Source organism: Magnetospirillum sp. WYHS-4 (genome assembly GCA_039908345.1).
In the GTDB taxonomy this organism is placed as follows: Bacteria; Pseudomonadota; Alphaproteobacteria; order Rhodospirillales; family GLO-3; genus JAMOBD01.
Window position 1 is genome coordinate 1 of sequence record JAMOBD010000077.1, and the last position, 12,980, is coordinate 12,980.

Consider the following 12,980-nt stretch of genomic DNA (forward strand, 5'->3'; position numbering starts at 1 on the left):
GCGCGACTTCCCGGCCCTATTCGAGCACTTCGCGGCGGAACGGCCGCTCACCGCCGTCCTCTGGCTGCTGGACGACCATACCGCCGATCCGCCCGCCGGATTCCTGGCCGGCTGGCTGCATGAAAGCGCCCCCGCCGATCCGGCCCTCGGCCGGCTGCACCGGGATCTGTCCGGCCTGCTGGGCGACAAGCGCTTCCGGGCGAACGAGGCCGGTGCCTTCGCCGATCAGTTCGCCGAGGCGCCGCCGGAAGAACTGGCGGCCGCAGCCGACCTTGCCCATATGGGCGTGCTTGCGCGCGACCTGCCGCGCGGCGCCCTGGCCTGGGAGCCCGACGACATTCTCGAGGCGGCGTGAAGACCGCCCGTTTTCGCACCTGGCAACATCCAACCGGAAGGACTGCACAAGAATGACCGAAGGGAACAAGTCCCTGCTGCATCTGGTGTTCGGCGGAAAGGTCAAGGACCCGCGCGGCACCGATTTCGTCGACGTGAAGAACCTGGACATCGTCGGCATCTTCCCCAGCTATGCCGAAGCCCTGGGCGCCTGGCGTTCCGCCAGCCAGGCCCGGGTCGACGAGGCGGACACCAAGTACGTGGTGGTCCACCTGCATCGCCTGCTGGAGCCCGAGAAAGACGCCTGAGAATTCTTCGTTTTTCCCTGCTTGTGTACTGGGTCCTCGCCCATGTAAAATTATTCCGGGCCTGGAGTCAGGGGGCGAATGGCGGAAGCGGATGCCAAACTTTCAGGTTCTAAGGGCGGTTGGCGCTATTGGGGTGCTGCCGTTGCGTTAATCCTCATGTTGGGGATGTCTTTCGCGTGGAACTTGGGGCGCGACTACCGGCGCGCCATCGACCTGGAACAGCAGAACCTGGAGAACTTGGCCCGCATCGTCGAGGGTCAGGTGAGCGGGTCGTTGCGCAGCGTCGACCTGCTGCTGCAGGATGTGGCCCGGGAACTGCAACGCGACCCGCCGCCGGACGAGGCGGCGATGGTCGCCTACATGATGGCGCGTGCCAAATCCTTTCCCGAGGTGCGGACGGTCTTTGCCACCGACGCCATGGGGACGGTCACCGTTACCACCCGCCCCGAAATCAAGGGCATGGATACGCGGGATCGTCCTTACTACAGGGATGTCCTGGCGGCTCCGGACAAGTCCCGGTTCATTCTTTCCAAACCGACTCTCGCCAAGCCGACCAACGTCTATGTGATTTTCGGCTCCCGGGCGCTGCTGGCGGCCGGCGGAAAGTGGGCCGGGCTGGTTGGAGTATCCCTGGAACTCAATTATTTCCACGAACTCCTGCGATCCATCCAGCCGTCGGGCGACGGCACGGCGATCCTCTTGAACCTGGACGGAGACCTGATCAGCCGGGTGCCCGATACCGAGAAGTATGTCGGCAAGAACTATGCCTCGGGCCCCACCTTCACCGCGCACATGACCTCCGGCCTGCAGGCGTCCTTCCAGCGCACGGTCCCGGCGACCGACGGCAAGGAACGGTTCACCGCGCTCCGGACCTATGCTCAATATCCTTTGATGGGCGGCGTCAGCCGGACGGTGGAGGAATCCCTGGGGCCCTGGCGGCGCCATGCCTTCGCCCTGGGCCTGACCTTCGCCGCCCTGTCGCTCGCGGTCCTGAGCCTGACTTGGCTGGGCGTTCGCGGCCAGAGCCAGTTGGCCAGGGCCAAGGACCTGACAGAACGGGTGATCGAAACGGCCAACGTCATGGTGGTCGGTCTGGACAACTTGGGCTGCGTCCAGATCTTCAACGAGGCGGCGGAACGGATATCCGGCTATCGCCGCGACGAACTGATCGGCCGCGACTGGTTCGAGGTCGTGGTGCCGCGCGCCCGCTTTCCCGAGGTCTGGGAGGCCTTCGGCCATTTCCGGACGGAAGATGCCTTTCCCCGTGTTTTCGAGAACCCTATCCTGACGAAATCCGGGGAAAAGCGGCTCATTTCCTGGCAGAACAGCGCCGTCCGCGAGAACGGCCGGCTTTTGGCCACGGTCTCCTTCGGCATCGACGTCACGGATCAGCGCGGGGCGGAGGAAAGGCTGCGCGAAAGCGAGGAGAAGTTCCGCTCCCTCTACCAGTTCTCGCCGGTCGGGATCGCGCTCAACCGGCTTGAGGATGGTGCCTTCGTCGAGGCCAACCGTGCCCTGTTCGACATGACCGGCTATACCGAGGCCGAGTTGCGCGGCCTCACCTATTGGGATCTCACGCCCCGCGAGTACGAGGCCGACGAAGCCGCGCAACTCCAATCCCTGGACGATACGGGACGTTATGGGCCCTACGAAAAGGAATACATCCGCAAGGACGGCAGCCGCCTTCCGGTCTTGCTGAGCGGAGCCCTGATCGTGGACCGCGACGGCCGGCGGGTGATCTGGTCGATCATCCAGGATATCACCCGCAGCAAGGAGGCGGAACAGAACCTGCGGCGTTCCTTGGACGAACTCACCCGTGCCAACATCGAACTTGAGCGCTTCGCCTTCGTGGCGGCCCACGACTTGCAGGAGCCGCTGCGCAACATCGTCTCCTACGCCCAACTCCTCGAGCGCGAACTGGGTCCCGGCTTGGCGGCGGCATCCCGCGAGCACATGGCGATCGTCGTCTCCGCCGCCCACCGCATGCGGGCTCTGGTCGGCGATCTTCTGGTCTATTCGCGAACCATGGCGCGGGCCGAGTCCTTCCAGGTCTTCCCCATGGTCGATGCGGTCAACGCGGCCCTGGGAAATCTGCGCGAGTCCGTCGAGGAGGCGGCGGCCGAGATCGTGGTCGGGGGTCTTCCCGAAGTGGAAGGCGATCGCTTCCAGATATCCATGTTGCTTCAAAACCTGATCGGCAACGCTCTCAAGTACCGGCGATCCGAAGTGCGCTGCCGGGTCGAGGTGGGTGCCGAGGTGCGGAGCGGCGAGTGGGTCTTCCATGTCCGCGATAACGGTATCGGCATCGAGCCCGCCTACCGCGAAAAGGTCTTCGAAGTCTTCCGGCGCCTGCATACTCCGGAAGCCTATCCGGGAACCGGCATGGGGCTGGCCATCTGCCGCAGGATTGCCGACCGCCACGGCGGCCGTGTCTGGATGGAGTCGGAACCGGGCAAGGGCAGCACCTTCTTCTTCACCCTCAAGAAGAAGGGGGCCTGAAGAACCATGTTTTTCTGGCTGTCGAAGATATTCTGGTTCCTGGCCAATCCGGGCACGCTGTTGGCGTTGGCCTTGGCGGCCGGGACCACCTTGCTTTGGACCCGGCGCCGCCAGGGCCTTGGGCGGGCGATCCTGGCCTGGGCTACCCTTGCCTCTCTGCTGATCGCCGTGGTTCCGGTTGGGGAGTGGATGAGCGGCATCCTGGAAAACCGCTTTCCCGCCCCGGCCGCCCTGCCGGAGCGGGTGGACGGTATCGTTGTGTTGGGCGGTATCGTGGATGTGGCGATGACGGAAGCCCGTGGGGTCGAATCCATCGGTGGCGCCGCCGGTCGCCTGATCGCCTTCGCGCGACTGGCACGGCGCTACCCGGAAGCCAAGCTGGTGTTCAGCGGCGGATCGGGCGATCCCCTGCGTCCCGAGGATCGCGAGGCGCGGGTGGTCGGTCCCCTGTTGGAGACCTTGGGGGTGGCCCCGGATCGTCTTCTCTTTGAAGACGAGTCCCGCAACACCGCCGAGAACGCGGCGCTGTCCCGGAAGATGGCGAACCCCAGGCCGGGCGAGACCTGGGTTTTGGTGACGTCCGCCTTTCACATGCCGCGGGCGGTGGGATGTTTCCGGCGGGAAGGATGGCCGGTGCTCGCCTTTCCCACGGACTACGGCACGTCGGGAACCACCGGTGGGCGGCTTGGATTCAATCTGATCGGCGGATTCGGCCGCCTGAATGCCGCCCTGCACGAATGGGCGGGGCTGGTCTTCTATCGCCTAAGCGGCCGTACCGACGCTCTTTTTCCGGCTCCCTAGGAGCGCGGTTGGCGCGCTTGGCCCACTGTGGCACAAAGCCACTGCTCTTCCTGGATCGTCGGGGTTTTCCTTCATGCGCCTTTCCAAGCTCTGTTGTGCCGTTGCCGCTCTCCTGCTGGCCGGCTGTTCGACGCCGCTGCCGGTGCAGGCGCAGGGCGAGAACGGCGTTTCCACTCCCGCCCCCAGGGGCCTGGCGTCCCAGCCCAGCCAGCCCTTTGCCTCCTGGCTGGAAGGGCTGAAGGCCGATGCCGCCAGGCGCGGCGTGTCGGCGGGGGTCTTCGACAAGGCCCTGGGCCGCGCCCAGCCTATCGAGCGCATCGTCGAACTGGACCGAAAGCAGCCGGAATTCACCCAGACCTTCTGGGGCTATATGGACAAGCGAATCACCGGCGAGCGTATCGAGAAGGGGCGCCGCCTGCTGGACCAGCACAAGGGGCTGCTGGATCGGGTGGCCAAGGAGTACGGCGTGCAGCCCCGCTTCCTGGTCGCCTTCTGGGGGCTGGAGACCAACTTCGGCGAGACGCTGGGCGGCTTTTCGACCGCCGAGGCCTTGGCGACGCTGGCCTGGGACCCGCGCCGCAGCGCCTTCTTCCGCGAGCAACTGCTGACCTTGCTGGTCCTCATGCAGAAGGGCGACGTGCCCACCGACGCGCGCGGTTCGTGGGCCGGGGCCATGGGCCATTTCCAGTTCATGCCCGCCACCTACCGGGATTTCGCCGTCGATTTCGATGGCGACAGGCGTCGGGACCTGTGGAAAAGCTTCGCCGATGCGGCGGCTTCGGCGGCCAACTACCTGTCCCGGTCGGGCTGGCGCGGCGACCAGACCTGGGGCCGCGAGGTCCTGCTGCCTGCCGGATTCGATTGGGAACTGGCCGACGGCACCACCCGGCGCGGCCTGGCCGAATGGCGGAATCTGGGGCTCAGGGCGGCGGACGGCTCGGAATTGCCGGCCCGCGACATCGACGCCGCCCTGGTCCTGCCCACCGGCCACAAGGGGCCGGCCTTCCTGGCCTACGGCAACTTCAACGCCATCATGACCTGGAACCGCTCGGTGCTCTATGCGGTCTCCGTCGGCCACCTGGCGGACCGCATGGCCGGCGGGGCGCCGCTCAAGGCGTCCCGCGCCGTGGCCGATGTGCCTTTGTCCCGGCAGGACGTGCTGGAACTCCAGCAACGCTTGATCGGATTGGGCATGGATATCGGGGGCGAACCGGACGGCGTGGTGGGCGTCAAAACCCGCCAAGCCCTCAAGACGTGGCAGAAGCGCAACGGCCTGCCGCCGGACGGCTATCCGGACGGCGCCTTGCTGGAACGGTTGCGTCGCGGGGGTTAAGGCCGTTAGACTGCAACATCCAGGGGCTGCGGGAAGATGGGGCTACCAGATGTCGGCGAGCGGACGCAATCATAGGGGCGGAATGGTGTTGGTCGCGGCGGCGTTGCTGCTCGGGGCCTGCGCGGAAACCCAGTTGGTCACCCATGCCGCCAAGAAGCTGGGTGCGGGCGAGGCCCCGCCCAAGGTCAAGGGCTACAAGGTCGGCAGTCCCTACCAAGTGGAAGGGATATGGTATTACCCGCGCGAGGACTACGATTACGACGAGACCGGCATCGCGTCCTGGTACGGCCCCAACTTCCACGGCAAGCTGACGGCAAACGGCGAGGTCTACGACCAGAACGACGTCACCGCGGCCCACAAGACCCTGCCCATGCCCAGCTTCGTGCGGGTCACCAACCTGGAAAACGGCCGCTCGCTGGTGGTGCGGGTCAACGACCGCGGGCCCTTCGTCAACGGCCGGATCATCGATCTGTCGCGCCGTTCCGCCCAACTGCTGGGCGTTTTTCAGAACGGCACCGCCAAGGTGCGGGTCCAGATCATGGCCGAGGAAAGCCGGGCCATCGCCACCGGACTGCAGAACCAATCCCTGGCGGCGGACGGGGGCTCGCCGATCCAGGCGGCGGCCATGCCCAAGGAGGCGGTGAGCGCCGAGGCGCTGGCTCCGCCGCCCGGCGGCAAGGGCACCTCGGGCGGCGTGATGGAGACCAAGCCCGTGCAGGTGGCCGCCAAGTCGGCCGACAAGGTGGTGTTGCCCAACCCGGTCTCGGAGAACGTGACGATGGTGCCGGTGTCGCCGACCCGGATCTACATCCAGGCGGGCTCGTTCTCGACCTATGAGGCGGCGCACAAGGTGGCGGCCCGCCTTTCCTCCGTGGGGTCGGTCAACGTCTACCCGGCTCTGGTCAATGGCCGCGACGTCTATCGCGTCCGCGTCGGGCCGGCCAATTCGGTCGAGGATGGCGACCGCATGCTCAAGGCGATCGCCGGGTCGGGCTTCCAGGATGCCCGCATCGTGCTCGATCGGCCGGACGCCAAGACCCTGTCCGGCCGATGATGACAGGAAGGGGAAACGCGGCGATGGGGATTTTGCGCAATCATCTGGTCGGCCTTCTTCTGGCGGGCGGGGCCGCTTTCCCGGCCATGGCCGAGCCCATCGACACGGCGGCCCGGCATGCTTTCATGATGGATACGGGAACCGGCGCGGTGCTGCTCGACAAGGACGCCGACATCCCCATGCCGCCGGCTTCGATGAGCAAGGTCATGACCATGTACATGCTCTTCGAGGCCCTCAAGGAGAGGCGGGTCTCGCTTACGGACACCTTGCCGGTCAGCGAGAACGCGTGGCGGCGCGGCGGTGCGAAGACCGAGGGCTCCACGATGTTCCTGCCGCTGAATTCGCGGGTGAAGGTGGAAGACGCCATCCGCGGCATCATCGTCCAGTCGGGCAACGACGCCTGCATCGTCGTCGCCGAGGCCTTGGCCGGCAGCGAGGACGCCTTCGCCGAAGCCATGAACAAGAAGGCCCGCCAGATCGGGATGACCAACAGCAGCTTCCGCAACGCCACCGGCTGGCCGCATCCGGAACACCGCATGACGGCCCGCGACTTGGCGATCCTGGCCAAGCGGACCATCCTCGATTTTCCGGACTACTACCGCTACTACGCGGAACGGGAGTTCACCTACAACAACGTCAAGCAGGAGAACCGCAACCCCCTGATCCGCCGCAACATGGGCGCGGACGGTCTGAAGACCGGGCATACAGAGGAATCCGGATATGGCTTGATGGCCTCCGCGACGCGCAACGACCGCCGCCTCGTGCTGGTGGTCAACGGGCTGAAAAGCATGAAGCAGCGCGGGGAGGAGGCGGAGCGGCTTCTCGAATGGGGCTTCCGCGAATTCAACAACTACGCCTTGTTCAAGGCGGGCGACGTTGTAGGCGATGCCGCCGTGTGGTTGGGCAAGTCGGCCCAGGTGCCGCTGGTGGTCGACCGCGACCTGGTGCTCACCATGCCCCGCAAGTCGCGCCTGGACATGAAGGTGACGGTCAAGTTCGAAGGCCCGATTCCCGCCCCCGTGGTGCAGGGCGCGGAGGTGGGCAAGGTGACGGTGACCGCGCCCGGCGTGGCTCCGGTCGAAATCCCCATCAGGGCGGGCGCCAACGTGGAACGCCTGGGGTTGGGCGGCCGTTTGGCGTCGGCGCTGTCCCATATCGTCTTCGGGCATCCGTGACGTGACTCGCGGTCGCTTCATCACCTTCGAAGGGGGGGAGGGGGCGGGGAAGTCCACCCAGGTGGCGCGGCTGGCCGAATTCCTGCGCGGACGCGGCCTGGAAGTCGTGACCACCCGCGAACCGGGCGGTTCTCCCGGCGCCGAGGAAATCCGCCGCTTGCTCGTCGAAGGCCATGTGGCCCGCTGGCAGGGCCTGACCGAGGCGCTGCTCAACTACGCGGCCCGGTACGAGCATATGGAAGCCGCCATCCTTCCCGCCCTGGCGGCCGGTAAATGGGTCATCAGCGATCGATTCGCCGATTCCACCCTGGCCTACCAGGGATACGGCCATCGCCTCGATTTGGACCTGATCGCCCGCCTGCACCGCTTGGTGGTCGGCGACTTCGCCCCCGATCTGACCCTGATCTTCGATCTTCCCGTCGAAGTGGGCTTGGCCCGCACTCGCAGCCGTCCGGGTGTGGAAGACCGCTACGAGCGCATGGACGAATCCTTCCATCGCCGCCTGCGCCAGGGCTTTCTGGATATCGCCGCCGCTCATCCGGAACGCTGCCTGGCGATCGACGCCGCCGCCGATCCCGACACGGTCGCCCTGGCCGTGCGCCGTGCGGTGGCGGATCGGCTGGGGATCGGGAATTAGAAGCATCGGAATGGGGAGCGGCCCGTAGCCTCAACGCACGAGCAGCCGCCGGTGCCAGGTCATGGTGCATTTGTCCATGACCACGTCCAGCCCCGCCACGCGGGCCCGGGCGGCGGCTTCCTCGTGGCGGATGCCCACCTGCATCCAGACCGTCCGGATGCCCTTTTCGTCCTTCAGCCGGATGGCTTCGTCCACCACTTCCGCAGCGGCTTCCGGGTTGCGGAAGATGTCCACCAGGTCGACGCCGACCGGAATGTCGGCCAGGCTGGCGTAGGTCATGCGGCCCAGGATCGGCTTGCCGGCGTGGCCGGGATTGACCGGGAAGATGACGTAGCCCTGGTCCTGAAGATATTCCGCCACCCCGTAGGCCGGGCGGTCGGGCTTGGGCCCCAGGCCGACCACGGCGACGGTCTTGGCGGTAGACAGGATTTCGCGCAGCAGGTCGGTGTCTTCCATGGGATCAGGTCCTCGACAGGGCTTGGTCGAGGTCGCGCAGCAGATCGTCGGCGGTTTCCAGGCCGACCGAGAGGCGGATGACCTCGGGCCCGGCGCCGGCCGCCGTCCGTTGTTCGTCGGTCAACTGGCGATGGGTGGTGGACGCGGGATGCAGGATCAGGGTCCGGGTATCGCCCAGGTTGGCCAGGTGGGAAATCACGTTGACCGATTCCACCAGCTTGATGCCCGCGTCCAGCCCGCCCTTGAGCCCGAAGGTGAAGACCGATCCCGGCCCCTTGGGCAGGTATTTCTTCGCCAGACCGTGGTAGGGACTGGATTTCAAGCCGGCGTAGGACACCCAGGCGACCGCCGGATGGCCTTCCAGGAATTCGGCGATGCGCAAGGCGTTGGCCACGTGGCGCTCCATGCGCAGGGGCAGGGTCTCGATGCCGGTGATGGTCAGAAAGGCGTTCAGGGGCGCCATGGCCGGGCCGAAGTCGCGCAAGGCCACCGCGCGCGCCTTCATGGTGAAGGCGAAATCGCCGAAGGTTTCGTAGAAGGTCAGGCCGTGGTAGGCGGGCTCCGGCCTGGTCATGGAAGGGAACTTGTCGTTCCGGTTCCAGTCGAACCTGCCCGATTCCACCACCGCGCCGCCCATGGACGTGCCGTGTCCCGACAGGAACTTGGTGGTGGAATGGACGATCAGGTCGGCACCCCACTTGAAGGGCTGGCACAGGACGGGCGAGGCCATGGTGTTGTCGCAGATCAAGGGGATGCCGGCTTCGTGGGCGATGGCGGCCACGGCTTCCACGTCGACCACGATGCCGCCCGGATTGGCCAGCGGCTCGATGAAGATGGCCTTGGTCTTCGGGGTGATGGCCTTCTTGAAGTTTTCCGGCTCGCGCGGGTCGGCGAAATGGCAGGTCCAGCCCAGGCGCTTGAAGGACAGGCCGAACTGGGTCACCGAGCCGCCGTAGAGATTGCGCGAGGCGACGAACTCGTCGCCCGGCTCCAGCAGGGTGAAGAAGGCGAGGAACTGGGCGGCGTGGCCGGAAGCGCAGCAGACGGCGGCGCGGCCGTCTTCCAGGTTGGCGATGCGCTCTTCCAGCACCGACACCGTGGGATTGGTCAGGCGCGAATAGATGAAGCCGAAGGTCTGCAGGTTGAACAGGTCGGCCGCGTGGTCGACGCCGTCGAAGACGTAGGCCGTGGTCTGGTAGATGGGGGTGTTGCGCGCCCCGGTGACCGGGTCGGGCCGGGCGCCGGCATGGATGGCGCGGGTCTCGATGCCGTATTCTGCGGGACCGTCGGTCATGGGCGGAGCCTCGGGCGCTTGGAGGAAATGATCTTGGAATTGATGCCGCTCCAGGACAACTCGCCGAACAGGCGGCCGTATTCGATCTTGGGGCAGCGGTTCATGACGACTTCCAGGCCGGCGGCGGCGGCCTTGGCGGCGGCTTCGTCGTTCCGCACGCCCAACTGCATCCAGACGACGCGGATGCCCTTTTCGTCCTTCAGGCGGATGGCGTCTTCGACGACCTCCAGGGCGGCGTCGGAGGAACGGAAGACATCCACCATGTCGATGGGCGCCGGCACCTCGTCCAGGGCGGCATAGGTCGTCTCGCCCAGGATGGGCTTGCCGGCATGGCCGGGATTGACCGGAATCACCCGGTAGCCCTTGCCCTGCAGATACTTCATGGCGAAGGACGACGGCCGGTTCCACTTGGGCGAGGCCCCGACCATGGCGATGGTCCGCACCTCCTTGAGGATGCGGCGCAGGGTTTCGTCGGGATAGAAGATTTCTTCCATGGGACTCTCCCGCTGGCGACGGCCCTTCCATAGCATACCCGGGGGGCGGGGGGCCATGGGGCTTGCCGCCTGTACCGTGGAGCGGTACAGAGTGCCACAGCAGACGGCATGCCTCTGGGAGGCCCTCCATTCTCCCAGGCGCCGCTGGGGCGGGCCGCGTGACGCCCGGCGGCGTCGTTCGCCTCTCCATTCCCATTCACGGCAATCGGTCTCTCAAGCAAGGCCCGCTCCGCCACCTCGCCCGGATGGGAGAAATCCCGGAGGAGGAGTTGGAAGGGTAGGGAAGCGCGCCGGTCTCCGGCGGCGGGCGTCGTGGGGCTTGTCCGGCCATCCAGGAAGGAATGCCACGGATGATGGGGTGGACGGCCCCTTCCGTTTCAGCGTCAGCGCCGGATGGTGTTGCCGTTGCCGGCGACCTGGATGCCCTGGTTGCCGTTGCCGGTCTGGACCAGGGTTTGGGAAACGCCGGCGGCGGGGCCCAGAAGATCGGCCAGTTCCCGCGCCAGTTCCGGCCTTTGGTGCAGCAGGTCCTTGAGCAGCCCGGCCACCCTGTCGGGGGTGGAAGGCCGGGTGGGGGCGGCTTCCACCTTGGCGAGGGTGGCGGCTTCGTCGGCGGGGGCCTTGGCCTTGATCCAGGCCCAGACCTTCCCGCCCAGGGCCTTGGCCCCGCCCACGGCCTCCCCGGCCAGGGCCTTGACGGCGCCCTCGACGGCGGCGGCGACGAGTTGATTCTGGTCCATGGTCATTCCTTTCCTTGCAGGCCCTGGAACACGGCCACGACGGGGCCCAGCAGGTCCCCATCCGGCTCCGTCCCCGCCTTTTCGCAGCGTTCGAGATACTCACGGGCCATGCCGGCCATGCGTCCGGCCACGGCGGCCGGATGGCGGCGGAACAGGGGGGACAGGGTGGCGACGGCGTCCCGGTTGGCGGCCAGGGCCTCTTCCGCCCGCCCGGCTTCGTCCAGCCGCTTCGCCAGGGTCCAAAGGGAAATTGCCAGGTTTTCCGCGAAGGCGTCGGGCCGGGCGGCGGCGAGGGTTCGGAGGATCGCCACCGCCTCCTCGCTGGCCGCCAGGGCGTCTTCCCGCCGGCCGAGGGCGGCGAGGCGACCCGACTGGTTGTTGAGCGACATGGCCAGGTCGGGCAGGAAGGCGTCGGGCCGGGCGGCGGCGAGGGTTCGGTAGATCGCCACCGCCTCCTCGCTGGCCGCCAGGGCGTCTTCCCGCCGGCCGAGGTCGGAAAGGAAAGCCGACTGGTTGTTGAGCGACATGGCCAGGTCGGGCAGGAAGGCGTCGGGCCGGGTGGCGGCGAGGCCGCGGCGGATCGCCAGCGCCTCCTCGCTGGCCGCCAGGGCGTCTTCCCACCGGCCGAGGGCGGAGAGGAAAGCCGACAGATTGTTGAGCGACAGGGCCAGGTTGGGCAGGAAGGCGTCGGGCCGGGTGGCGGCGAGGGTTCGGTAGATCGCCGCCGCCTCCTCGCCGGCCGCCAGGGCGTCTTCCCGCCGGCCGAGGGCGGAGAGGCAGTTCGACTGGTTGTTGAGCGACATGGCCAGGTCGGGCAGGAAGGCGTCGGGCCGGGTGGCGGCGAGGGTTCGGTAGATCGCCACCGCCTTCTCGCTGGCCGCCAGGGCGTCTTCCCGCCGGCCGAGGGCGGCGAGGCGACCCGACTGGTTGTTGAGCGACATGGCCAGGTCGGGCAGGAAGGCGTCGAGCCGGGCGGCGGCGAGGGTTCGGTAGATCGCCACCGCCTCCTCGCCGGCCGCCAGGGCGTCTTCCCGCCGGCCGAGGTCGGAGAGGTGCATCGACTGGTTGTTGAGCGACATGGCCAGGTCGGGCAGGAAGGCGTCGGGCCGGGCGGCGGCGAGGGTTCGGTGGATCGCCGCCGCCTCCTCGCTGGCCGCCAGGGCATCTTCCCGCCGGCCGAGGTCGGAGAGGGAGTTCGACAGGTTGTTGAGCGATCCGGCCAGGTCGGGCAGGAAGGCGTCGGGCCAAGCGGCGGCGAGGGTTCGGTAGATCGCCACCGCCTCCTCGTTGGCCGCCAGGGCGTCTTCCCGCCGGCCGAGGTTGGAAAGGTGATTCGACAGGTTGTTGAGCGAGCCGGCCAGGTCGGGCAGGAAGGCGTCGGGCCAAGCGGCGGCGAGGGTTCGGTGGATCGCCACCGCCTCCTCGCCGGCCGCCAGGGCGTCTTCCCGCCGGCCGAGGGCGGAGAGGCGGTTCGACAGGTTGTTGAGGACCGCGCCCCGGAGTTTCGCGCCCGTTTCCCCCGGCAGGTCGCGGGCGGCGGCCAGGATGGTTTCCAGCAATTCCAGGGCGGTTTCCCGCAATTCCAGGGTGTCTTGCGGCAGGGCGTTGGACAGGGCCATCAGCGCGTCCAGGCCGGTGGCGTCGGCGCGCAGGGCTTGCAGCCACGAAAGCGGCGTCCTTTGGCCCCGAATCAGGAAATCCTGGCAGGCGCGGACGACGCCGCGGATCACGGCGGCCGGGTTCGGGGCGGCGGCCCGGCGCACCGCTTCCACCCCGCCGTCCGGCAGGGGCCCCAAGGCCAGGATGGCCGCCGCTTCCCCCAGGATGTCGGGCAGGATGGGGGCGATGCCGCCGCC

12 protein-coding genes and 1 pseudogene are annotated in these 12,980 nt (G+C 67.5%); 8 read left to right on the forward strand and 5 right to left on the reverse strand.

Annotation, left to right across the window (positions count from 1 at the left end; translation table 11 throughout):
* The 8 genes from H7841_16250 to tmk form a co-directional block, all read left to right on the forward strand.
* Positions 1–355 (forward strand): hypothetical protein (locus H7841_16250; GenBank protein ID MEO5338420.1); only part of this gene is annotated, 355 nt, incomplete at its 5' end.
* Between the two features lie 52 nt (positions 356–407).
* Entirely contained in the window at positions 408–641 is a 234-nt protein-coding gene (locus H7841_16255) for a DUF4170 domain-containing protein (GenBank protein ID MEO5338421.1), read from the forward strand.
* 165 nt (positions 642–806) lie between these two features.
* Entirely contained in the window at positions 807–3,140 is a 2,334-nt protein-coding gene (locus H7841_16260) for a PAS domain S-box protein (GenBank protein MEO5338422.1), read from the forward strand.
* Between the two features lie 6 nt (positions 3,141–3,146).
* Entirely contained in the window at positions 3,147–3,941 is a 795-nt protein-coding gene (locus H7841_16265; GenBank protein ID MEO5338423.1) for a YdcF family protein, read from the forward strand.
* Between the two features lie 73 nt (positions 3,942–4,014).
* A complete protein-coding gene (locus H7841_16270; protein MEO5338424.1) occupies positions 4,015–5,274 on the forward strand; it encodes a lytic murein transglycosylase in 1,260 nt (419 codons plus the stop codon).
* 82 nt (positions 5,275–5,356) lie between these two features.
* A complete protein-coding gene (locus H7841_16275) occupies positions 5,357–6,328 on the forward strand; it encodes a septal ring lytic transglycosylase RlpA family protein (protein MEO5338425.1) in 972 nt (323 codons plus the stop codon).
* Positions 6,329–6,351: 23 nt separating this feature from the next.
* Positions 6,352–7,503 (forward strand): D-alanyl-D-alanine carboxypeptidase, encoded by a 1,152-nt coding sequence (locus H7841_16280; GenBank protein MEO5338426.1) that lies wholly within the window; start codon positions 6,352–6,354, stop codon positions 7,501–7,503.
* Position 7,504: 1 nt separating this feature from the next.
* A complete protein-coding gene (gene tmk / locus H7841_16285; protein MEO5338427.1) occupies positions 7,505–8,140 on the forward strand; it encodes a dTMP kinase in 636 nt (211 codons plus the stop codon).
* A 30-nt stretch (positions 8,141–8,170) separates the two neighbouring features.
* Here the strand turns inward: tmk and H7841_16290 are convergent, their stop codons facing one another.
* The 5 genes and pseudogenes from H7841_16290 to H7841_16310 form a co-directional block, all read right to left on the reverse strand.
* The gene (locus tag H7841_16290) at positions 8,171–8,596 is read right to left on the reverse strand and encodes a CoA-binding protein (GenBank protein MEO5338428.1); all 426 of its coding nucleotides are present in this window, start codon (positions 8,594–8,596) and stop codon (positions 8,171–8,173) included.
* 4 nt (positions 8,597–8,600) lie between these two features.
* Positions 8,601–9,890 carry an O-acetylhomoserine aminocarboxypropyltransferase gene (locus H7841_16295; protein ID MEO5338429.1) on the reverse strand — a complete coding sequence of 430 codons (1,290 nt, stop codon included), beginning with the start codon at positions 9,888–9,890 and terminating at the stop codon, positions 8,601–8,603.
* The gene (locus tag H7841_16300) at positions 9,887–10,384 is read right to left on the reverse strand and encodes a CoA-binding protein (protein ID MEO5338430.1); all 498 of its coding nucleotides are present in this window, start codon (positions 10,382–10,384) and stop codon (positions 9,887–9,889) included. The genes H7841_16295 and H7841_16300 overlap by 4 nt, the downstream gene beginning before the upstream one ends.
* 538 nt (positions 10,385–10,922) lie before the next feature.
* Positions 10,923–11,021, reverse strand: a pseudogene (locus tag H7841_16305) (J domain-containing protein).
* A gap of 105 nt (positions 11,022–11,126) precedes the next feature.
* On the reverse strand, positions 11,127–12,980 hold a 1,854-nt coding region (locus H7841_16310), incomplete at its 5' end, for a tetratricopeptide repeat protein (protein MEO5338431.1).

Coding starts and splice junctions, on each gene's coding strand:
- H7841_16255 (MEO5338421.1), top strand. CDS start 408: ATGACCGAAGGGAACAAGTCCCTGCTGCATCTGGTGTTCGGCGGAAAG.
- H7841_16260 (MEO5338422.1), top strand. CDS start 807: ATGTCTTTCGCGTGGAACTTGGGGCGCGACTACCGGCGCGCCATCGAC.
- H7841_16265 (MEO5338423.1), top strand. CDS start 3,147: ATGTTTTTCTGGCTGTCGAAGATATTCTGGTTCCTGGCCAATCCGGGC.
- H7841_16270 (MEO5338424.1), top strand. CDS start 4,015: ATGCGCCTTTCCAAGCTCTGTTGTGCCGTTGCCGCTCTCCTGCTGGCC.
- H7841_16275 (MEO5338425.1), top strand. CDS start 5,357: ATGGTGTTGGTCGCGGCGGCGTTGCTGCTCGGGGCCTGCGCGGAAACC.
- H7841_16280 (MEO5338426.1), top strand. CDS start 6,352: ATGGGGATTTTGCGCAATCATCTGGTCGGCCTTCTTCTGGCGGGCGGG.
- H7841_16290 (MEO5338428.1), bottom strand. CDS start 8,596: ATGGAAGACACCGACCTGCTGCGCGAAATCCTGTCTACCGCCAAGACC.
- H7841_16295 (MEO5338429.1), bottom strand. CDS start 9,890: ATGACCGACGGTCCCGCAGAATACGGCATCGAGACCCGCGCCATCCAT.
- H7841_16300 (MEO5338430.1), bottom strand. CDS start 10,384: ATGGAAGAAATCTTCTATCCCGACGAAACCCTGCGCCGCATCCTCAAG.